The sequence below is a fragment of the Sphingosinicella xenopeptidilytica genome, assembly GCF_042676985.1.
Classification (GTDB): Bacteria; Pseudomonadota; Alphaproteobacteria; order Sphingomonadales; family Sphingomonadaceae; genus Sphingosinicella; species Sphingosinicella xenopeptidilytica.
The window spans coordinates 857,340-878,698 of sequence record NZ_JBHTIK010000005.1 but is presented as its reverse complement, the minus strand read 5'-3'; the positions used below and the strand labels follow the sequence as shown (position 1 = coordinate 878,698).

The 21,359-nt window shown below is 59.6% G+C and carries 20 protein-coding genes and 2 pseudogenes; 12 read left to right on the top strand and 10 right to left on the bottom strand.

Features of this window, described 5'->3' with window-relative positions; translation table 11 throughout:
* Nucleotides 1–222: 222 nt before the first annotated feature.
* Nucleotides 223–762 (bottom strand): SDR family NAD(P)-dependent oxidoreductase, encoded by a 540-nt coding sequence (locus tag ACFQ00_RS11880; RefSeq protein ID WP_381490903.1) that lies wholly within the window; start codon nucleotides 760–762, stop codon nucleotides 223–225.
* A pseudogene (locus tag ACFQ00_RS11875) lies at nucleotides 749–1,000 on the bottom strand (FAS1-like dehydratase domain-containing protein); the annotation flags it as partial. The pseudogene ACFQ00_RS11875 and the gene ACFQ00_RS11880, both read right to left, overlap by 14 nt.
* 464 nt (nucleotides 1,001–1,464) lie before the next feature.
* Between ACFQ00_RS11875 and ACFQ00_RS11870 the strand changes: the two are divergent.
* From ACFQ00_RS11870 to ACFQ00_RS11850, 5 genes are all read left to right on the top strand, one after another.
* On the top strand, nucleotides 1,465–2,286 hold the full coding sequence (locus ACFQ00_RS11870) for a hypothetical protein (protein ID WP_381490840.1): 822 nt from the start codon (nucleotides 1,465–1,467) through the stop codon (nucleotides 2,284–2,286).
* Nucleotides 2,287–2,306: 20 nt separating this feature from the next.
* Nucleotides 2,307–3,110 (top strand): SDR family NAD(P)-dependent oxidoreductase, encoded by an 804-nt coding sequence (locus tag ACFQ00_RS11865; protein ID WP_381490837.1) that lies wholly within the window; start codon nucleotides 2,307–2,309, stop codon nucleotides 3,108–3,110.
* 118 nt (nucleotides 3,111–3,228) lie between these two features.
* Nucleotides 3,229–4,089, top strand: coding sequence for an enoyl-CoA hydratase-related protein (locus tag ACFQ00_RS11860; RefSeq protein ID WP_381490834.1), 861 nt, complete (start codon nucleotides 3,229–3,231; stop codon nucleotides 4,087–4,089).
* 29 nt (nucleotides 4,090–4,118) lie between these two features.
* Nucleotides 4,119–4,688: a carboxymuconolactone decarboxylase family protein gene (locus tag ACFQ00_RS11855; RefSeq protein ID WP_381490831.1), complete on the top strand. Its 570-nt coding sequence runs from the start codon at nucleotides 4,119–4,121 to the stop codon at nucleotides 4,686–4,688.
* 384 nt (nucleotides 4,689–5,072) lie between these two features.
* A complete protein-coding gene (locus ACFQ00_RS11850) occupies nucleotides 5,073–5,492 on the top strand; it encodes a hypothetical protein (RefSeq protein ID WP_381490828.1) in 420 nt (139 codons plus the stop codon).
* A 400-nt stretch (nucleotides 5,493–5,892) separates the two neighbouring features.
* On the opposite strand, the gene ACFQ00_RS11845 is transcribed toward ACFQ00_RS11850, so the two are convergent.
* The 6 genes from ACFQ00_RS11845 to ACFQ00_RS11820 all read right to left on the bottom strand — a co-directional run bounded on the left by ACFQ00_RS11845 (nucleotide 5,893) and on the right by ACFQ00_RS11820 (nucleotide 12,360).
* A complete protein-coding gene (locus ACFQ00_RS11845) occupies nucleotides 5,893–6,570 on the bottom strand; it encodes a nitroreductase (RefSeq protein ID WP_381490825.1) in 678 nt (225 codons plus the stop codon).
* A gap of 111 nt (nucleotides 6,571–6,681) precedes the next feature.
* Complete coding sequence (locus tag ACFQ00_RS11840; protein WP_381490822.1) at nucleotides 6,682–7,755, bottom strand: phosphotransferase; 1,074 nt, start codon at nucleotides 7,753–7,755, stop codon at nucleotides 6,682–6,684.
* Nucleotides 7,752–8,948, bottom strand: a complete 1,197-nt coding sequence (locus ACFQ00_RS11835) for an acyl-CoA dehydrogenase family protein (protein WP_381490819.1) — start codon at nucleotides 8,946–8,948, stop codon at nucleotides 7,752–7,754. The genes ACFQ00_RS11840 and ACFQ00_RS11835 overlap by 4 nt, the downstream gene beginning before the upstream one ends.
* A gap of 137 nt (nucleotides 8,949–9,085) precedes the next feature.
* A complete protein-coding gene (locus ACFQ00_RS11830; RefSeq protein ID WP_381490816.1) occupies nucleotides 9,086–10,039 on the bottom strand; it encodes an alpha/beta hydrolase in 954 nt (317 codons plus the stop codon).
* 121 nt (nucleotides 10,040–10,160) lie between these two features.
* Nucleotides 10,161–10,745, bottom strand: coding sequence for a hypothetical protein (locus ACFQ00_RS11825; RefSeq protein ID WP_381490813.1), 585 nt, complete (start codon nucleotides 10,743–10,745; stop codon nucleotides 10,161–10,163).
* Nucleotides 10,746–10,866: 121 nt separating this feature from the next.
* The gene (locus ACFQ00_RS11820; protein ID WP_381490810.1) at nucleotides 10,867–12,360 is read right to left on the bottom strand and encodes an AMP-binding protein; all 1,494 of its coding nucleotides are present in this window, start codon (nucleotides 12,358–12,360) and stop codon (nucleotides 10,867–10,869) included.
* Between the two features lie 169 nt (nucleotides 12,361–12,529).
* Here ACFQ00_RS11820 and ACFQ00_RS11815 point away from each other — a divergent pair, with 169 nt between their 5' ends.
* The 7 genes from ACFQ00_RS11815 to ACFQ00_RS11785 all read left to right on the top strand — a co-directional run bounded on the left by ACFQ00_RS11815 (nucleotide 12,530) and on the right by ACFQ00_RS11785 (nucleotide 20,580).
* Nucleotides 12,530–13,453: a LysR family transcriptional regulator gene (locus ACFQ00_RS11815; protein WP_381490807.1), complete on the top strand. Its 924-nt coding sequence runs from the start codon at nucleotides 12,530–12,532 to the stop codon at nucleotides 13,451–13,453.
* Between the two features lie 156 nt (nucleotides 13,454–13,609).
* Nucleotides 13,610–14,047 carry a nuclear transport factor 2 family protein gene (locus ACFQ00_RS11810; protein ID WP_381490805.1) on the top strand — a complete coding sequence of 146 codons (438 nt, stop codon included), beginning with the start codon at nucleotides 13,610–13,612 and terminating at the stop codon, nucleotides 14,045–14,047.
* The gene (dld, locus tag ACFQ00_RS11805; RefSeq protein WP_381490802.1) at nucleotides 14,019–15,860 is read left to right on the top strand and encodes a D-lactate dehydrogenase; all 1,842 of its coding nucleotides are present in this window, start codon (nucleotides 14,019–14,021) and stop codon (nucleotides 15,858–15,860) included. Before ACFQ00_RS11810 ends, dld begins: the two co-directional genes overlap by 29 nt.
* Nucleotides 15,861–16,225: 365 nt before the next feature.
* Complete coding sequence (locus ACFQ00_RS11800) at nucleotides 16,226–17,149, top strand: MBL fold metallo-hydrolase (RefSeq protein ID WP_381490799.1); 924 nt, start codon at nucleotides 16,226–16,228, stop codon at nucleotides 17,147–17,149.
* 36 nt (nucleotides 17,150–17,185) lie between these two features.
* Complete coding sequence (locus ACFQ00_RS11795) at nucleotides 17,186–18,469, top strand: LLM class flavin-dependent oxidoreductase (protein WP_381490796.1); 1,284 nt, start codon at nucleotides 17,186–17,188, stop codon at nucleotides 18,467–18,469.
* Nucleotides 18,470–18,557: 88 nt separating this feature from the next.
* A complete protein-coding gene (gene lldD, locus ACFQ00_RS11790) occupies nucleotides 18,558–19,685 on the top strand; it encodes an FMN-dependent L-lactate dehydrogenase LldD (RefSeq protein WP_381490793.1) in 1,128 nt (375 codons plus the stop codon).
* A gap of 517 nt (nucleotides 19,686–20,202) precedes the next feature.
* The gene (locus tag ACFQ00_RS11785) at nucleotides 20,203–20,580 is read left to right on the top strand and encodes a nuclear transport factor 2 family protein (RefSeq protein ID WP_381490790.1); all 378 of its coding nucleotides are present in this window, start codon (nucleotides 20,203–20,205) and stop codon (nucleotides 20,578–20,580) included.
* A 9-nt stretch (nucleotides 20,581–20,589) separates the two neighbouring features.
* On the opposite strand, the gene ACFQ00_RS11780 is transcribed toward ACFQ00_RS11785, so the two are convergent.
* Both ACFQ00_RS11780 and ACFQ00_RS11775 read right to left on the bottom strand, forming a co-directional pair.
* Entirely contained in the window at nucleotides 20,590–20,739 is a 150-nt protein-coding gene (locus ACFQ00_RS11780; RefSeq protein WP_381490787.1) for a hypothetical protein, read from the bottom strand.
* A 200-nt stretch (nucleotides 20,740–20,939) separates the two neighbouring features.
* Nucleotides 20,940–21,187, bottom strand: a pseudogene (locus tag ACFQ00_RS11775) (transposase); the annotation flags it as partial.
* Nucleotides 21,188–21,359 lie beyond the last annotated feature (172 nt).

The following is a 21,359-nucleotide window of genomic DNA, read 5'->3' as shown; positions in this document are numbered from 1 at the left end:
GCGATTCTGTGACCGCAAATCTCCCGTCATTCCGTCGCGCGGAGCAAGATGCATGCCCCGGGGGAAGGTGCAGCACCTTATGCAGTATCGACGGTAGCCGTTTGGCGCACCACCGCCGGAAGGATCAAACCATGAGGCCGGAGACTTGAGTTGCTGCCATCGCCGTTCAATCAGAAGCTGCTGAATAAACGCATCACTTCCGGCGCTTCAATCCATGCTTCTTTAACCGGCTGTCATTCCGCCATCGATCGGAATCTCGGCACCTGTGACGTGTCTTGCCCCGTTCGAGACCAGATAGGCCACCATTTCGCCTACCTCTTCGGAGGTACAAGCAACTCCGATCGGCACAGCGGTCTTGGCGACTTCGTCCGGCTCGATTGTCTCCAGGCCACGACCGTGACCAGCCTTGGTGGCGTCATCGATGTGCTTCCGCAGCGCCGGCGTATCGACAAATCCCGGATGGACCGAGTTGACACGGACGTTGTTGCGCATGCCGGCGCACTCAAGCGCTACAGCCTTACTCATCATCCGGATAGCGCCTTTGGAGGCGCAATAGGCCGTCATGCCGGCGATGCCTTTGAGGCCGGCCATCGAGGAAATGTTGACCACGGACCCGCCACCGGAGTTCGCGATGATGGGGACGGCGTGCTTCATGCCCAGAAAGGTGCCTTCCACATTCACGGCCATGATTCGCCGGAAGTCCTCCAGCGACATCGAGAAAGTGTCCGTTACCATCGAGGTGCCGGCGCAGTTGACGAGGATCTTCGTTTGCCAGTGTTTCGACCACCGCCGGAAAGGATGGCGGCGCGACTATATCCGGATACCCCTGGGCGCGCGCCGCCTCAGCGTCGGTAAAAATCGGATTGGACTCTCCCAGAACATTAGCAAGGAATTGCATGCGGCCGCGTTCGAGTTGCAGGGTGATGGGCGCGGTGACAAATCCCTTCGTCTCGCGCCTGAAAAGACGGCGCGGTTCGACCGGTGCAGTCGTGACTCCCATTCGTTTCCGCCCCTTCGACCAGCCCGGCTCGACGAGCATACGGCGTCGACGCTACATTTGCCCCGTCACCCAGGCCACGATCGAGACCAGCTGTAGCTGTCTTTTCTGCTCCCCAGCCCCACCGGGGCACTGAGGAGCGTGCGCCGCTGTATGCACGGCCTGCAAGGACTGCAGCAATGCTGCCCCGGTTATATTTCCGATGTCGCAATCTGACCTAGTCGCTGGCCGTCAGCGCCTCGAAAATAGCCAAAATGCCCGAAGCCGGGGCTGAGCAAATCAGGAGGGGAGTTGTGGCACATTGATGCGGAATGCCGAAGCCGCCCCCGACAATGTCTGCTTGCCGGCGGCCGGGTGTTTTCGGCAAACCTTACGATGCGGCGTGACGGCTCCTGCCCGACAAGGTGCACCGCTGCCCCAGCCTCGATTTTATTAGGAAAATGCGCCGACGCGGAACGCCCGCCAGCGTGTGGTCCATTGGCATAATTATCGGTCGAAGAAGAAGGAATACGCTTATGGATCAAGCAAGTGCCCGTCAGGCTGCCAATCTCGTCATCTCGCTCTATCGAGGAACCGCTGAGCGGCCGGTGGTGCGATTCCCCGAAGAATGTCGCCCCGCTTCCTTCTTTGATGTACAGAAAATATTCGACAGCCTTGTCGAAAATTTTGATCAGCCTGTGAAGGGATGGAAGCTCTATTTCCCATTCAAGGCGGGACAGCCTAATCTCGTCGCACCGATCTTCAACCTGCTCCGCTCGGGCGATCATATCACGCCCGAGATGTCGCGCATCCGGATCTGGGAGCCCGAGATCGTGTTCCGCGCCAACCGTGATCTTCCGCCACGTGCCGAGCCTTATAGCTACGAGGAGGTTGCACAGGCTGTCGATGCTGTTCCTGCGATCGAGTTCCTCGCCTTCCGGTTCGACGTCAACAGCATGCAGGACATGGCGGATCGCCCTTTCGAAGCCTATGCGGACAATACGTTGAGCGGAGGTTTTGTGGTCGGCGAGGCGCTCGCCGACTGGCGCGCTCTCGATTTCAGAAAAATGCGCCACGTGGCGCGAGAGGGCGACAAGACTGCAAGCGAGGCCGTCGGCGGTCACCCGGTGGTCGACCCGTTCATTCTGGTTTTCGTAGGTGCCAACACGGCACGTGAGCGGCAAGGTATACAGAAGGGCCAGATCCTTGCGACGCTGTCGCCGTCCGCATTGCTCACCGCCGGGCCGAACGCGGCAATCAGCGCTCATTTCGAGGGGCTTGGCGGCGTGTCCGCAGTCTTCGATTATTGAGCGGAACAAGGGGAGGTCACGTGGATCTAAACGGCAAAATCGCCATCGTCACAGGTGGCGGCACCGGCATAGGGCGTGCAACATCGCTCAAGCTTGCCAAGCGAGGTGCCCACGTCGCCGTCAACTACCGGGCCAGCCGGAGTGAAGCAGAGGAAACTGCAGAAGCTTGCCGCCAGCTTGGCGTCCGGGCGGTCGCCATCGCGGCGGATGTCGGCAGCGACAAAGATTGCCGCCAGCTGGTAGCGGCGGCGGAGATAAAGCTTGGCGGCAATGTGGGAATCCTTGTGAATAATGCAGCTGCCACAAAGTTCGTGCCCCACGCCCGGCTTGATGGGCTGTCCGACGAAGACTTTGCCAATATCTTCCGCACCAATGTGACCGGTGCCTACCAGATGATCCGCGCGGCAGTGCCGGGGATGAGAGCGCTCGGCGGAGGTACTGTCGTCAATGTCGCATCGATCGCCGGATTGTTCGGAGGTGGCACGTGTTCAGCCTATGCAGCGTCCAAGGCTGCCCTCATCAACCTCACGAAGACTCTGGCACGCGCGCTCGCTCCTGATATTCGCATCAATGCTGTGTGCCCGGGCTTCGTGGCGACCCGGTGGTTTGAGGACCGCATGTCACCAGAAGATTACGCCGTGGCGCTGAACGAGGTTACCGGTGCGATGCCGCTCGGGCGCGCACCGACGCCGGAGGATATCGCCGGCGGCATCACCTATTTCTGCTCGCAAGATGCGGCAGCGATCACAGGAGAGACCCTCATCATGGACGCGGGCGCCCATCTGGACCTTGCAATTTCCCGTCGTGCGGTGGGCAGGGAATAGCCGGGCGGGGTCGACACAAAATTCTCCGGACATGGCTGCAATGAGCGGTAGGCATTGGTCGCCTGGTCCCTTGTCCAGTTAAATTCCGAATAACCGACTTGACGTGGAGAGCAATGGAATGAGCAACAATTATGACGGCTTCGAATACCTCGAGGTCGACCGGCCCCGGGAAGCGATCCTGCGGGTGACGCTTAATCGTCCTCAAAAGCGCAATGCCATGAGCAACGGGTTACGGCGCGAACTGTTCTCCGTGCTGGAACAAGCGGATACCGATGACACCGTTCGCGTCATCATTCTGCGCGGCGCGGGAAAATGTTTTTCCTCTGGCTATGACCTTTCCGAGGGGTCGGTGGAGGGCAGCGGGGACAGGCCAGTTCCTTACTACACCGCGTCCGGCATCGGCTATTGGAGCCGCCATGTCGTGGAAGGCTGCTTCCGGATGTGGGACCTCGCCAAGCCGCTCATCGCGCAGGTGCACGGCTATTGCCTCGCCGGAGGAAGCGAACTCGCCTCGGCCTGTGACCTGGTCTATGTGGCGGATGACGCCGAGATCGGCTATCCGCCGATCCGCCTTATGAGTCCTCCGGACAACCAGGTTTTCCCTTGGCTGATGGGCATGCGACAGGCTGCGGAAATGATGCTGACGGGCGACTCCATCTCGGGCAAGCGGGCCGCCGAGTTCGGCTTTGCAAACCGGTCCTTTCCCATCGACAAGCTCGAGGCGGCCGTGCTGGACATAGCAGAGCGCGTGGCGAAGGTCCCCGCTCCGCTGCAGCAGATGAACAAGCGGGCGCTTCATCGGCAGATGGAGGCGATGGGCATCCGGGCCGGGTTACGCGCTGGAACGGAGATCCAGGCGCAGGCGTGGTTCACGCCCGAGGTCATCGCCTATGTGGCCGAACTCCGAAAAAGTGTCACCGGCGCGCTCGACCAGCGCGACGGCCAGTATGGCGATTATCGCACCACCGACCGGGTTTGATCTCCGGCTATTATCGAAGAGGGCTATCTATGAGCACCGAGGTCAATGCTGCGAGCCGGCTTCCGCTGATCGACATCGACAAGATGGAGGGACCTGCGGGAGAGACGCTGCGCTCGCTTCCCATGCGGATGAACATCATAGCAATGGCAGCGCACGCGAGCACCTGCGTCATCCCGCAGCTCATGCTGGGCAACGCGGTCATGAACGAGCAGGTGCTTCCAGGGCTACGGCGCGAACTGCTGATTTTGCTCGCCGCCCGACTCGACGGCGCACAATATGTCTGGTCGCAGCACCGCGTCATCGCCGAGAGGCTTGGAGCCACTCCGGCGATGGTGGCGGCGATTGAGGAGCTCGATCTTGCCTCTGCCGCGTTCGATGAAGCGGAGCAGGCTCTTCTGGACTTTGGCAAGCAGGTCATTGAGGGCGGCAATGTAGCGGATGAGGTGTTCGAGCGCTTTTCCTGCCACTTCACCGCGCAGGAGGTTCTCGAAGCCATTATCGCCATCGGTTACTACATGACGATGAATCGCCTTACACTCGCGACACGAACGCCGCTGGAGCCAGGCGCGGATGCAATGAGGATGCGCGAAGGCGCTTAGAGCAAACCTCGATCGGCAAGGGGCGATGCTGCGTGTCAGGAGCTGGCTTTGTTTCTGCCTTATGGCCGCAGCGTGGGGAACGACTCTCCGCTGCGGCCGATGCCGACGTTCATGCGAGGACATTCCCGGGCATCCTAAGATCCTGCGGGCTGTCCGGATCCCGCAGTCCCACCCCGGACTCTTCGCCGACAACATCCGTAAGACTCTGGCCATTGATGCCTCGCAGGCACTATTCTCCTGCGTTGCTTTTGGTTATCCGCCTCCTTTGCCGATTTACCGCGGCGAGCGACGCATCTCAACCAGCTTGAAAAGCAACTGCAAAGTCAGGATACGAGCCGTTAGTATTTTACCGAAGACATATCGTGTTTGAATAAGGAGATGATCATGGCAACCGCGAGCGAAAACTACAAACTTGTGACTGACTATTACGGGTCTTTTGGGGAAGGCGGCCCTGAGGGCCTTGCTCGGATGCTGAGTTTTTTCGCCGAAGGAAAGGCGAATTATACCGCCGGCAATTCGGAATTCGCGGGCACTCAGAATAGCCCGGCGGAATCGGAGAAGGTTCTCCATCGCATCCTCGAGCTGAATGAGGGCAACCTCCAGATTGTCGGTACGCCGACGATCCTGCTGGCGGGCGACGCGATGGTCGCAGTCCTGCTGAAAGAGAAGCACAAGCGCGCCGGGCACCCTGAATTGATCGTTCCCCGCCTCTGCGTCTACGAGATTGCCGACGGCAAACTGACCCGATCCTTCATCTGGCAGCTCGAGTCGGAGGCATACGATGCCTATTATCCGCGGCCGTAATCGGGGCTGTGGTGAACACTCGCGCACGCTGCCGGTCATCTACACTTCCACAGGCGCAGCAAGGGCGGGGTCAGCGCCCTCCTCGTAGCGGCACCGGCCACCCTTGCTGCCGCAAACCGCGCTTTTCGACGGCGTTGTGGTGCCTTGGCCTGCCTTGTAGCGATGCGCAAGGTGCGGGCGGGAGTCGATAATCTTGCGGCTTTTGCGGACCCGAGGATCGCAGATTTCTCGAGCGCCGCGATGTGCCCTACTGAATCGCAGCCCTCCAAAAGCAGGTTGGCGACATTACTTTACGAAGATCGCATGTTCGATTTGCCACCAGCCCTCAGCGTCGATCTGCTTGCAAAAGGAGCATCCGGTAACATCGATGCCGTCGGATGCTCCTGGGCATCTCATCCTGTCAGTTGTGGAAAATCACTGTCTCCTCGATCGAAGCCTTGTCGAGCGGGAAACTGTTCACCGGATTTCCCGGCTCTGGATAACCAAAAGAGATACCAAACAGCATCTTGTACATGGGATCGATACCCAGAACCTCCCGCGCCGTGCCGGCGAAGAAGCTCAGCAGTGTCTGGGGTACGCCGCCCAGCCCGTGGGCCGCGAGCGACAGAAGCAAGGATTGTCCGTACATGCCCACGTCACCTGCAACGCGCACGGTCTCGTATACCGGGGCCATGAAGAGCAGAGCGACATGCGGCGCGCCGAAAAATTGGAGATTTTTCATGACAGCGAAGTTGCGCTGTCCAGTGGCATCGCGTGAGATTCCGGCCGCTTCATAATAACCTGCTCCTTGCTTCTGCCGGCGCTCGGTATAAATGCCGTAGGAGCTGTCGAAGTCGAATGGAAAATCCCACGTGAAACTCTGCTGGCCCGCCGCGTTCAGAAACGCCGCGCTCAGCTTGTCGCGTGATGCCCCGGATGCTATGTGGATCATCCAGGGTTGATAGTTGCAGTTGGAGGGTGTGTTACGCGCGTCCTCGAGCACCGACTGGAGCACCTCTTGAGGCACCGGGTCTGGCAGGAAGCTGCGCGGAGACCTGCGGCCGCGAATGACATCCTGGAATAGTTTGGCTTCAGACATTGAGACTTCTCCGATAACAAAACTGGCATGGGTTGGTACGAAGGTTACGCGCCTATGCGGGAGTCAAACAGCCAGGCGAACACATTCCCGGCATAACCTCAATCTTATGGCTCACGCCCCTGCCCCAACCCTTTCCGCCTGACGCCAGGCGATGGCCATCAGTTCTGGCAGGACAGCAACCCGCTCGCGTGCTTGGGCCGAAGAGGCAGTCCCCCTGAGGACGCGGCCCTTGATCCCATGGAAGATTGCCGCCAGCCGAAAGAAGTTGAACGCGATGTAGAAATCGTAACCCGGCATGCCCGCCAGACCGCGCTGCGCGCAATATGCGGAGAGATAATCAGCTTCGGAAGGAATACCGAGAGCCGCAAAATCCGCGCCGCCAAGACCGGCCACGATATGCGGCGGCATTCGGAACATCATCGCGTGATAGGCAAAATCCGCGCCCGGGTGTCCCAATGTCGACAATTCCCAATCGAGCACGGCCAAAACCCTTGGCTCAGTCGGATGGAAGATCATATTGTCGCAGCGAAAATCGCCATGGACAATGCTGGTCTCGTCGCCAGCCGGAATGTGCCGAGGCAGCCAGTCGACAAGGCGGTCCATATTAGGGTCACGTCCTGCCTCGGCGTCTTCAAGATATTGCTTCGACCAGCGCGCGATCTGACGCTCGAAATAATTGCCTGATCGGCCGAAGTCGGCGAGCCCGATGGCTATGAAATCGATACTGTGCAATGCTGCGATAGCATCGTTCATCGCGTCAAAGTGAGCGGCGCGCGCGCCGGGCGACATGCCCGGCATCGTGGCATCCCAGAAGATTCGACCCTCGACCATCGCCGTGACATAGAACCAGGTGCCGATCACAGTCTCATCAGTGCACAGACCGTAGACATGAGCGACCGGAAACCCCGCTCTGCCCAAAGCCATAAGGACCCTGGCCTCGCGATCGACAGCATGTGCTCCCTTGAGAAGCTGGCCGGGGGGCTTGCGGCGAAGCACGTAGGATCGCTGCGGGGTCGTGAGCTTATAGGTGGGGTTCGATTGCCCGCCTTTGAATTGCTCGATCGTCAGCGGTCCGGCAAAGCCGTCTACATGATCTTTCATCCAGCGGTCGAGCGCGAGGATGTCGAAGGCATAGCCTTCGCGAACGGTGGTTGTACCCGAATTCGCGCCGGACTGCTCCGTCACTGTGCCACGCTTGCCCGTGCGGCCGACCAGTCATGCTTGATCTTCTTTGCGAGAGACCATTTGTGCACCTCGGTCGGCCCGTCATAGATGCGAAAGGCGCGTATTTCACGGAAAGCCTGCTCGACGATTGTATCTCCGCTTACGCCGCTGCCCCCCATGACCTGAACGCAGCGATCGACCACGCGGAAAAGAGCATCGGATACCGCAACCTTCGTCATTGAGCTCTCGACGGTACCAAGGGAACCGGTGTCGAGCACGCCCGCGCACCACGCGATGATCAGTTCCGACTGCCTGAGGTCGATGAGGTTATCCGCCAGCATGAAGCCCACGCCCTCGTGATCGATGAGAGCCTTGCCGAATGCCTGGCGGCGACAGGCATAGTCGCTCGCGATTTCGTTGGCGCGAATGGCAAGGCCCAGCCAACGCATGCAATGAGACAGGCGCGCAGGGCTCAGGCGCACCTGCGCATATTTGAACCCTTCCCCCGATGCACCGAGCATCTGGTCGGCTGGCACGCGAAGGTCCACGATGTCGATCTCGGCATGGCCGCCGGGCATCGAGCTGTCGATCGTGTCCAGCACGCGGGTTGTTCTGATCGCCGCATCGGGAAGGTCGACTAGGAACATGCACGCACCATCATCCGATCTGGCCATGACAATGCCAACTTTTGCGCCTTCGGCACCGGTGATGAACTTCTTCCGGCCGTTGATTACCCAGTGGTTGCCGTCCAGCTGACAGGTCGTCTTCATCATCGAAGGATCGGAGCCTGCGCCCCCCTCCTCCGCGGGCTCGGTCATGAAAAAAGCCGATCGCGCCGCCCCCGATACCAATGGTTCGAGAAAGTGCGCCTTCTGTTCGGGCGAGCCAACCTTGCCAAGCAGATACATATTTCCCTCATCGGGCGCCATGGTGTTGCACGCGAGCGGTCCCAACGGAGAAAGGCCTGATCGAACGAAAACCGCGGCTGTCTCGCTCTGCGTCAGATGGGTTCCGTCGCTCATGATGTGCGGCGTCAACACACCAGCGGCCCTCGCCTTCTCCCGCAGCTCCTGGACCAGTTCGTCGGTCGGCCCATGTCCACCAAGACGCGGGTCACGCTCGTAGGGAATGACCTTTTCACGGACAAAAGCGTCAACACGGTCCGCAATGTCCTGCGCCCGGCCACTCGACGCGGCGCCATATTCGAAACTCACTAGACAGACCTTCCTGTTGTCGGGCTGGCAGGCGGGATGCCGTTTCTCCCAATATATTCGACCTCGGTTGAGGCATCCAATCGTCAGTCTTTATTGGAGCCATGCCGGATTGCCCGGTGGCCGCCATAAGAACCGTCTCAGGTCAGGCATTTCTTGATGAACGCGATAGCCCTTTCATGCGCATCGGCGGCAGCTCTGCAGGGCATGGCAACAAAATTGTGCGGGGCCCCGGGATAGACCCGCAGTTCGCTCGGACTTCCGGCGGCCAGCCAGCGCATGTGCATGAAGAGGCTGTCCTCAAGCAGCGCATCTTCGGTACCGACAAGGAACAGCGCTGGGCATGCGCCGGCCAAATCGGCATAGAATGGGGAAACATCGGGAGATCGGCGATCGCGGTCAGGACCGATGAAAGCGTCCACAAAGCCATGCAAATCCGTTGTACGCGGGGTGCTGCGCGCGTCACCGAATTGCTGCGCCCAGGGCGTTAATGCAAGATCGAAAAAGCCGTAGACGAAATGCGCGCCGGAAAAGCGGACATCGAACGCATCGCGCATCTCGATCAGGGTCAATGCGGCAAGATGCGCCCCCGAGGAATCGCCGCCAACCACAATCCTGTCCACGCCCCATTTGTCTACCGCATTGTCCACCAGCCATTTGGCCACCGCCACACCGTCATCCAGCGCCGCCGGGAAGGGATGCTCTGGTGCCAGTCGATAGTCGACGCTCACGCAAACGACGTTTGCCTCGTCCGCGTAACGCACGAGCATGGGATCCTGGAGATCGGCAGCGCCCATGAACCAGCCGCCGCCGTGGAAATGGAGGTAAATGCCCTTGGGCGCCGGCGCCGCTATGACCCGGACGGGCACTTCGCCGTCAGATCGTTCAATATGCAGCGTCTCGGCTCGCTCTGAGCGGATGATTGTCGGAAAGCCGCCAACCCCGGTATTGCGCGCGTCGCGGATTGGCTTGGCGTGGTCGGGGGTCCATAGGGGCGGCAGCGTCGTGAGCCGGGCTTTTGCTCCGGCCGCCATCGCAAGCGTGTCCTCTGCGACCTCGCTCCCGTCGAATAACGATGACGTGAGTGCCTGCACTTCTTTTCTCCTGATCTTCGGCCTACGGGCTCGGTGTCCACGTGGATGAGCGCTTGAAATGCGTTTGCCGCATGCCTCCGTCACAATACAGCCATGCGTTGATTGCACGCCGACGACACCATCAGCTGACCAGACCGGTCACATCGAGAATGACGACGATCGCGCCGAAGATAATCGCCTTGAAGGCGCTGCGGGTGGCCACGCATCGACTGACATTTCCCGCAAGCGCTGCATTGGTGGCGGCCCGCCAGTACGCGTACATGCCCATGGCGAAGATGAGGATTTCCAGAGCCAATGCTGCCTCCGGCATAGTCCAGAGACCGAACCCGAACTTCGGCAAACCGCCAGGGCTTCCGGGAAGTAAGGGCAGATCATCCCGATGGACAATCACGTCGAGAAACCAGTGAGAGAGCGCCAGGGCTCCCACGAGCAGGCCGCTGCGGGCGCCCCATTTCCGCGCCGACGGGCAGGCCAACGCAACCGCGAGCAGTGCCGCCCCAACCAGGGAATGCGTATAGTCCGCGTGTATGGTGAGACCGCCATAGTGGGGCGCCCCGGGGACCCGTTCAATCCACTCGACGCCGACGGCAAGGAAGGGGATGAAAACGACATCCATCCAGACTGTCGCCAACATGAGTACCCAAAGAGGAATGGAGGGCTCGCGCGCCTTGACGGCGGCGGCCAAACCATAATGGCCGATAATCATTTCTCGTCTTTGCTCGAAGGCCAGGGCAGCCTGCGATCGGAAAGGCCTAGAAGCACGACGAAGAGAAGGAGGCTGATGATGAATGCCATAGACGTTTTTCCGTCGCGAGAGTTGGCTGGTGTCAGCCGTGGAACGGCACGCTTTCGAGAGTCGATTGCGCCGAAATTCTTTCGGCGCGCAGCTGGCTACGTCGCACCTTGCCCGCTTCGTCGCGAAGAGGCTCGTCGGTGAATTCGTAACTTGCGGGCAGTTTGAAACGCGCGAGCCTGGTGGCCAGGAAATCGTTCAGTGCTTCCGCTGTCGGCGCTTCCGGCATGTCCTGGGAAGGGTTCACGATAGCATGGACCACTGCTCCGAGGTCCCTGTCGGGTAGGCCGATCACGACGGCAAGTGCCACGCCGGGATGCTCCGACAGCGCATTCTCGACTTCGGCGGGATAGACATTCACGCCACCACGCAAGATCAAATCGGCGCGTCGATCGGCAATGTAGAGATACCCGTCCTCGTCCAGCCACCCGAAATCGCCGATGGTCTCGTAGCCATCGTCCGAACGATGCGGCTCCGCGCCTAGATAGCGATAGGTTGAGCCCGCGCCGGTGAAGGGCAAAAAATGGATCTCTCCCACCTTGCCAGGGCCCAACTGCTGGCCATTTCCACCAAGGATGCGAATATGGCAGTTGATCGGGCGCCCGACGGACCCGCGATGGGTCAGCCACTCGATGCCACTCAGGACAGTGTTGCCCTGTCGCTCGGTTCCACCGTAGATTTCCCAGACCTTCTCAGGCCCGATCCAGTCGATCCACGCCTCCTTGAGCCAGGCGGGCATCGGCGCGGCGGTGTGCCACACGGCCTCAAGCGAGGAAAGATTGTAGCGCGAGCGCGTTTTTTCGGGTAAGGCCCAGATGCGGCTCATCATTGTGGGCACCAAATTTGCCCATGCGACCCGATGGCGCTCAATGAGGCGCAGCGTTTCCTCAGCATCAAAACGCGGCATGCTGATGACGCTGTTGCCATGATGCAGCGCCATCGACATGAACGTGAACGGCGCATTGTGGCAGAGCGGGCCAGCGTTGAGCACTGTTCCCCCTTGGGGCAGGTTGAGCAGGGGCTGACCGATGTTCACGGCGCCCGGCCCCATGTCGACGATCATCTTTGGCCGCCCTGACGAACCGCCTGACGTCATGGCTTTCCAATGGTTTCCGATAGTCGAGGGTAACAGCTCATCGCTGCCTTGTTCGAGACCATAGTCAGCGGGCAGCGCCCCCGTTGCCGCACGGATAGCAGGATCGGACGCGAAGACGGCACGTGGACGGGCAAGATCGAGCACCGCCCTGAGCTCGTCCTCCGGCAGCCGTGCCGAGATGGACGATGGGGTGGCTCCAAGCTTCCAGAGAGCAAAGGAGAGCTCGAATACCGCATTTTCATTGGGCAGCACGAGCGCCACGATATCGTCTTTGCCGATACCAAGCCGCTTCAGGGCCCAGGCGCGACGGTTGACGCGTGTCGCCATGTCCCCCCATGAAAGACGGTCATCTTGATGGACGACGCACAGGCGGTCGCCACCAAGGCGCTCGGCATACAGGGCGGGGATATCGCCCATCGCGACAAGACTCATGTATCACTCCAGTTGAACGCCCTTCTGCCGTCGGAACGGCGCACTCTGCCCCGATGCTACGCGCTGCCTGCCCCGCCAAACAGCGCCCATAGCGGCATTTCCGGTATAACATTGCGGTTATGGCTTGATCTTTGGGGGCGGCTCTTATTTAAGCCTCCAGGGAGTTGACATGAACATATTGAGCTTGCGCTATTTCCTGAAAATCGCTGAACACGGCAGCATAACGCGCGCGGCCGGCGAGTTGCACATCACACAGCCGGCGCTCACCCGTCATGTCGCGCATCTTGAAAATCATTTGCGCGTGAAGCTTTTGATGCGACATGGTCGAGGTGTGCGGCTGACGGAATCGGGTCGTTTGCTCACCACGCGGGCGCAAGCCATCCTGGCGGACATCGACATACTTTCGGAGGAATTGCTGGCAAGGCAGACCGAGCCTCAGGGAGAACTCTCGGTGGGCCTGCCTTGGTCCTGGTCCGAGGGCATCACCGCACCGGTCGTCAAGCAGTTCAACGAGCAGTATCCGGATGTCCGGCTCAACGTTATCGCAGACTCAAGCGAAACGCTCGAGGGTATGCTCAAATCGCAATATCTTGACTTTGCGGTACTCACCATGGTCGAGGATGACCCCGAGATCGACTCCAGTCCGGTTGCTCATGACGCGGCATATCTGTTCGGCCCCAAGGGTTGCGGACTTGCCGAGCTTAAGGAGATTTCCATGGCCGATCTGGCTGAGCGACCGACGATACGCCAATATAACGCTACGGTAGTGGCCAAACGTACCGACCAGCGGCTGGCGCGGCTGGGGCGCTCGCAAAACGTCGTAATCAAGACAAGCGCGTCAATGATGCTGGAACTGTCCGAGCTCGGTCTTGGCTATGTGGTGATGACCGGATGCGCGATGGGCTCCAGGCGTTATGATATGGAGGCGGTGGCAATCGCGAATCTCTCGGTCACATGGACGATCAGTACATTGCGCACCCATCCCAGAACGGCCGCGGTCAATGCGTTCGAGGCACTCTTGCGCCAGACCATTCGCGCCCGTGTGGACGCCGGCGACTGGCCGGGTGTCACGCTGATCGAAGGTGCACTTTGAGACCCAAGGTCAGAATCGTGACGATTGGGCCGGCCGACGGCATGCAGGAGGGTGACGGTGTGATCTGCCTGGCAATGGACTATCAACCGTCGGTCACGGCTGGCGGCATGCCCTTGTCGCTACCTTATGATCGCAGCGCTTTCGTGAGGTCAGGACATGTCAGATATCGTTAGTGACGAGCGCGCCATTACCAATTTGATGGCGCGCTATGCATTCCTGATCGATGATGGCGACTACGCGGGAGCAGGCCAGCTGTTCAGTCACGGAGAACTCACGCTCAATGACAATCCTCCAGCTTCAGGTGCCGATGCGGTCGAGGCATTCTTGATCAGGGCGCTCAAAACCTATGATGACGGCACGCCGCGCACGCGCCACGTTACGAGTAACATCATACTCGAGATCGAGGAACCGCCCCGGGGGGCTTCGGCATGTTCCTATGTGACGACTTTTCAAGCCACCGAAGGTTTCCCGCTCCAGCCAATCGCCTGCGGACGGTATAATGACCGATTTGAAAAGGTCGATGGACGATGGCTCTTCCGGTCACGCCAAATCGTGACCGGACTCGTTGGCGATCTCAAACATCACCGCCGCTAAAATCCTCCACCCAAGCCGGATTGTTCAAGGGAAGCGCCAGGCTCATGATCGCATCTGGACGTTCTACGCCGACCACCGGGATTCAGCTGCCGTCATGAACACTGATTCGATGATGGCACCTCGTGCTTCGCCACAGTCGCTGACCCGCGCTTTGCAAGACATCGTCGGCAGGCGCCACGTCCTGACTGGCCCCGCGCGAACCAGCCGCTTCACCACGGGATATCGCTGGGGCGGAGGCCCCGCCCTCGCGGTTGTACGCCCTGGCACTCTCGTCGAAATCTGGCGCGTATTGTCCGTCTGCGTGGACGCGCGGGCCATCGTTATAATGCAGTCGGCCAACACCGGGTTGACCGGCGGATCGACGCCCCATGGGACCTATGACCGCCACGTTATCGTCATCAACACCCTTCGCATCAAGGGCATCCATCTAATCAATGGGGGGCAACAGGTTGTCTGTCTGCCGGGCACAACCCTCCACGAGCTCGAAACGCTTCTGCAGCCGCTCGGACGTGATCCACATTCCGTAATCGGATCATCATGCATCGGAGCGTCCGTGCTGGGCGGGATCTGCAATAATTCAGGTGGCGCCCTCATTCAGCGGGGACCCGCCTACACCGAGATGGCTCTGTTCGCGCAGGTCGGGAACGATGGTCAGCTGCGGCTGGTGAACCATCTGGGCATCACTCTCGGCGAGGAACCTGAAGAGATTTTGCGTCGGGTTGAAGCGGGCACTTTCGGGCCGGATGATATCGAGCTTTCAGACGACCGCAGGGCATCGGATCGCGACTATAGCGATCATGTGCGAAAAATCGACGAGCACACGCCCGCCCGCTTCAATGCAGATCAGGCCCGGTTATACGAGGCATCCGGGAGCGCCGGAAGGGTGGCGCTGCTTGCGGCGCGCCTGGATACTTTCCCGAAAGACGCCGCGACCGCGACCTTTTATATCGGGAGCAGCAGCGTCAGCGATCTCGCGCAGCTCCGCCGAGATGTGTTACGCGACTTCAACGCGCTTCCGATCTCGGGGGAATATTTTCATCGCGAGGCGTTCGACGTTGCGGCGCTTTATGGCAAGGATATGGTGATCGCGATCGAGCGGTTAGGGACCGCCCGCCTTCCGCTCCTGTTCTCCTTAAAATCACGCATAGACGAGCTAGTACGCAAGCTTCCCGTCCTGCCCGAACATCTCAGCGATCGCCTCCTCCAGCTCGCTGGCAGATTGTTTGCCGATCACCTGCCACAACGAATGCGGCAGTACCGTGATCGCTTCGCGCATCACCTCGTTCTCAAGATGGGCGGAACAGGCATCTCGGAAGCGCAACAATATCTTGAGAGACGATATCCGAACCAAGCGGGCGATTTTTTTCAATGCACCGAAGCCGAAGCTGCCAAGGCGTTTCTCCATCGGTTCGCAATCGCGGGCGCTGCGATGCGGTACCGGGCGCTCCACGGACGGGAAGTCGAGGATATCATATCCCTGGATGTGGCCCTCCGACGGAACGACGCCGAATGGTTCGAGCAGCTTCCTGTGCCGCTCGACGATAAGTTCGTTAAGAAAATCTATTACGGCCACTTTTTCTGCCATGTCTTTCATCAGGACTATGTTTTAGCCAAGGGCGCTGATGCGGCTGCAGTGAAACGCCAATTGCTCGACATCCTCGATGACCGCGGGGCTGAGTATCCAGCCGAGCACAATGTCGGCCATCTCTATGAGGCAAAGCCCACGCTCATGGAGCATTATCGCGCACTGGACCCGACAAACCACTTTAATCCTGGGCTTGGGGGCACCTCAAGGCGCGAGCACTGGGGTTAGCGGGAAATGCCTCAATCGATCATCGCACGGAGCAATCTGGCCGACAGGGCGCCCGCGATACCAGCAAGGGCCTGTCATAGCAGTTCGGCTATGGCTGGTATAATCGCATCATTGTAGCCTCCAGGCCGCCCAGGGACTATTTGACACGGCATTCATCTGCGAAGTGCTCGATGTCCGGTTGGACTGATCGCCGCAAAGGGCGAAGGTAAAATGGGGCGATCGGGCGCTCGTCTTGGGTAAAAAAGGTTGAGCCTGGAGAGGACATGGATGCCGACGCTAGCCCGCATTGGGTTCGGGCCGGCACATCGATGCCGCTGCTGCGGATCCATCAGCCTTGCAACCTGACAAGTCTGAGGAGCACCGCCATGGCAGCCAATGTGACAAACAGTGAAACCTTCAGGCGCTGGACCGTCGGTGCAGCACGCATCACGCGGGTTCTGGAGCTGCCTCCGCTCAATGGAGATCCGGCAGATTTCATCCAGACCACGAAGGACGAGATCGTCAAGCGGAACGACTGGCTCTGCCCCCATTTTTCGGACGAGGAAGGCAACATCACGCTGCACTTCCAGGCCTTCATCATAGAGGCCAGCGGCAAGCGTATCCTGGTTGATCCCTGCATCGGGAACGACAAGGAGCGGGATATTCCCGAATTCCACAAGCTCAATGGTCCTTTTCTGGAGCGTCTCGAAGCTGCGGGCTTGCGGCGCGAGAGCATCGATTATGTGCTTTGCACCCACCTTCATCTCGATCACTGCGGCTGGAACACGATGCTTGTCGATGGCGCCTGGGTGCCGACATTTCCCAATGCCCGGTATATATTCGCAAAAGCGGAGTATGAGCATATTCGCTCGGATGATCACCGCGATTCCATTGCCGTTATGGGCGATTCGATCAGGCCGATCATCGATGCGGGCTTAGCGGTCTTCGTCGACGCCGATCACGTCATTGTGGATGAAGTCCGTCTTGAACCGACGCCCGGCCATACGCCAGGACACTGCGCCATCGTGATTTCGTCCGAAGGCCAGGAGGCCATCATCACCGGCGATCTTATTCATCACCCTGTCCAGGTGGCGATCCCGCACATTGGTGACAATTTCTGTTGGAACCAGGACATGGCGAGATCCACCCGGCGAACTGTTCTGGAACGTGTCGCGGATCGCAACTCGCTACTGCTGGGCTCCCACTTCTCGGGTCCGACCGGCATTTATCTGAAGCCGGAGGGTGATGCCTGGATCGTTGATGAGGCGACGTTTGCCGAAGTTGCCGCGCAAGCCAGAACGCCCGCATGATAGCTATACGTTTGGCCGCCACGGCGATGCCCTGGCGTGAAACGCCTTGATCGCCTCGGCGCCAGGCGACTGGAAAGCCATGCCGAGCTATGCGCGAGATTACGGGCCAGCATGCAAGAAACGTTCACCGATTGGGCGAAATATATGACGAACAACCCGATCATTGGCAGCCCTAACAAGCTGAAGCTGGGTATCTTTTGCACGAACGGCCGGGGAACCGCCCAGCACACACGGGTTCCGGAAGCCAACCAGCAAGATTGGTCCCTCTCGCTGCGCGCGGCATGCGCGGTCGATGATGCTGGCTACGAGGCGATTGTGCCGTTTGCGAGATGGAAGGGCTATCTCAAGGACAAACCCGATCATGTTTCCGCCTATGCCCTTGATCCCTTCACATGGGCTGCCGGCATCGCGCAGGCTACAAAACAGATCGGGATATTCGTAACTTCACACGCAGCGTCCATGCATCCCGTCCTGGCGGCCAAACAGACGGCTACGATCGATCATATTTCGGACGGCCGCCTGACATTGAACGTCGTTGGCGGATGGAATCGACCGGAGCTCGAAATGTTCGGGGCTCCGCTTCGAGAGCATGCCCAGCGGTACGAGCATCTTGCCGAGTGGTTGAAGCTCGTCAGAATGCTTTGGCGTTCGTCTGAAGAGTTCGACCATCATGGCGAGTTCTTCGACATCGTCGGCGGGGTCTCTCTTCCCAAGCCCGTCCAGGGGGGCGGTCCCCTCATTATGAACGCCGGAACTTCCGAGCGCGGCAAGCGGTTCGCGTGCGAACACGCCGATGTGTGTTTCATCGGCCTGCCCTCGGAAGAGCCCGAGGATGTCCGTGAGGGTATCACATCCTATAAGCGCCTCGCTCGGGAAATGTTCGGACGCGATGTACAGGTATGGGCCCATACGTTTGTGGTCCAGCGCGATACCCAGCGCGAGGCTGAGGACTATCTGAAATATTATTCCGTCATTCATCAGAATCGCGCCAGCGTCGATGCCTTGATCGAGAAGACCGCTCAGGAATCAAATGGCCTCTCGCGGGAATTCCTTGAACAGGTTCGCGATCGGTTCGCGGCCGGCGCCGGCGGATTTCCACTCGTGGGAACCCCGAGCCATATCGCCGCGAGGCTGGAGATGCTATCCCATGCAGGCTTGGACGGCGTGCTTTTTACCTGGGTAGATTATCTCGACGGGATCGAACGCTTCAACAGCCAGGTGCTGCCTCTTCTGGAGCAAGCGGGGCTTCGCCGACCTTTCGGCCGCGTCGGCGGCCCGGAAGAGGTCGGTGCCTCAGATCCTTCTCTGTCGCTGGCATAGCGGCGCTGGAAGCCTGTAAAGCCGAACTGACGTACGGACCCTAGCTGGTGAAGACCGCCCATCTCCAACCAATAGCGCCGGAAAACTCATGATTATAAGTTCGGGAGCAGATTTTCGATCCGCCGCTCAGCGGCGATTGCCACGCTTTCTTTTCGACTATATCGATGGCGGCTCCTATGGAGAGGATACACTCCGCCGCAATGTCGAAGATCTGTCGCGAATTCACCTTCGCCAGCGCGTTCTCCGTAATGTATCGGACATCAGTCTTGAAACGCGCTGGTTCGGCAAGAAATATGGCCTCCCCGTGGGTCTGGCACCTGTCGGCCTGACAGGCATGTATGCTCGACGCGGGGAGGTTCAGGCCGCTCGCGCTGCGCAATCACGAAAAATCCCCTTTTGCCTCTCGACCGTTTCCGTCTGCGACATCGCGGAAGTCGTACGTAGCTCAGGTTCAATATGGTTCCAGCTCTATGTGATCCGCGATCGCGCATTTATGCGCGACCTTCTCGCGGTGGCAGCCGAAGAAGGTTGCGAAACCCTTGTCTTCACGGTGGACATGCCGGTGCCCGGCGCTCGCTATCGAGACGCGCATTCAGGTATGTCCGGCCCCCTCGCTTCCTCCCGACGGCTGCTTCAGGCCATCAAAAAGCCAGCCTGGGCATGGGACGTGGGAGTTTGTGGCAGACCACATCGCCTGGGCAATATAGCGCCTATTCTGGGTACTAACAGTGGCTTGACCGACTTTATGGGCTGGCTCGCCAAAAACTTCGACCCATCCATTCAGTGGCGGGATCTTGAGTGGATCAGATCCACATGGAAAGGGTCTCTCGTCATCAAGGGGATTCTCGAACCGGACGATGCAAGAGCAGCTCGCGATCTGGGCGCAGATGGTATCGTCGTTTCAAATCATGGCGGCCGACAACTCGATGGCGCGCTTTCGACAACGGCAGCGCTTCCTGCTATCGTGGAAGCTGTCGGAAGCGATCTTACGGTACTGGCGGACTCCGGCGTTCGAACGGGGCTCGATGTCCTTCGTATGCTCGCGCTCGGTGCCCACGGAGTTCTGCTCGGCCGCGCCTGGGTGTACGCATTGGCGGCTCGCGGCCAAAGCGGCGTTGAAACTCTTCTTGATCTCATCGAGCGTGAGATGCGGCTTGCGATGAGCCTCACCGGCTGTACACGCATCGAAGATGTCAACCGCAACATCCTGGCTTGAAGCTGCCCGGTCAATCCTGCCCGACATTGTGGACTTGAACCGGCTTTTCGCGCTTAAAGCGCGCAACAGGAGACCGGTGAAATAATCAGGCACACAGAAGAGTTCAAGCGGGAAGCGGTACGGATTGCATCGACCAGCGGGTTACCCCGCGAGCGGGTCGCACCGAATTGGGTATCGACAAATCGCGGTCTCCTCGCGATTAACGCTTCTTATCCTGTCGTCGGGCTTCAGGCACGGGCCGGACGGCGGCAAGGCCATATCTCCACCGCGTTCGGCATCCAGGCGCTCGAGCGCCATCGCAAGAACGTCTTGCCACCGCGTTTGCGACACTTATCATCGGCACAGGAAAAATCGTCCAAACCTCCAGTTGCATTGTTTGACAATCACGGCTTGTTTTTTCGCGTATCCACAAACGCCCGGGCGAGCGGCGACCCCGCGCTCGATCCTCACCTTGCAACATTGCTTTCGAGCTGAACCTGAAATCGAGATGGAGACAGCAGTGACAGGAAGCGCTGATATGATCGCCCGACATGCACGGCAGCTGCGGGAGGCACTTCTGACCGCCGACCGAGCGGTGCTCGACCGGCTCGTGTCGGACAGCCTCATCTTTTTTCATCTTGGGGGCACGCAGGACAACAAGGCCGGCTTCGTCTCGGCGGGAGACCGCATGCGGCTTCAGAAGATCGAGGTGAGCGATCAGGAGATCGCCATCTATGGTGAGGCGGCTGTCGTCACCAGCGAGGAACGCGTGGAAGCCACGCTGGTCGGCAAGGAAGCGCCAATCTCGCTGCACGCCCGATTGATGACGGTCTGGGCGAAGGAAGATGGCCGATGGCGCCTGACCCGTTACCAGCCCACACCGATCTTGCCGTTCAAGCCCACCGCGACCGGCTGAGGCGCTGTTTCAGCCAATTTTCCAGTCCGGATATTGGGGGAGTGCAAGCGAATTGTGAATTTCCCGGTTTTTCAGCGCCCGATCGTCGGGTGCAGCACTGTTTTGCAGCATCGCCAGCCGCTCGCGGCGAATCGCTACCGCTTCGGCGGATTTCGGCACGAGCGGCCAGCTGTCGGGCGGCGCGATCGCCTGGTTGTCCGCGACAAATTTACTGATTGTCCTTGATCGGGGACGTGCTACGATAAATAAAGATTACTAAGGCTCTGTCAGACGAACGCGGCAGAGTGTGGTGGCTGGCTGGATGCCGCGCAATTCCAGGGAATATCAGTAATCTTGTGCGCGAGACCGTTTTATCGTCATCAGATGACGAACCGTTCGCCGAAGATCGCGGCGAACTGGGTCTTTGCCTCGGACCACTGGCGCGGTGGCCGTTTCCATTCCTGAGCTGCGTTGTGCGCACGAGGTATAGCCGCCTGATCGCGGTATCGTCACCTGGGAAGTGGCCACGCGGCCGAACCGCACGGCGCAGCTTCGAGTTCAGCGCTTCGATTGCGTGCGTAGTGTAGAAGGTCAGTCGCACGCCCTCGGGGACGGCGAAGAACGGGATGGCGAAGACTTCCAGGACAGCATCGGCGATCGTCGAAATCAGATTGGGCGAAACGTCGATGCCGTAGCCATGCAGGGTTCGAACGCACAGATTGCGATTAAATCGATGTCCTCATCCGTCTGGATGCCCAGTACCGGAGTTCGATAGTCCGGGCTCATTGAAAATTGCGGGG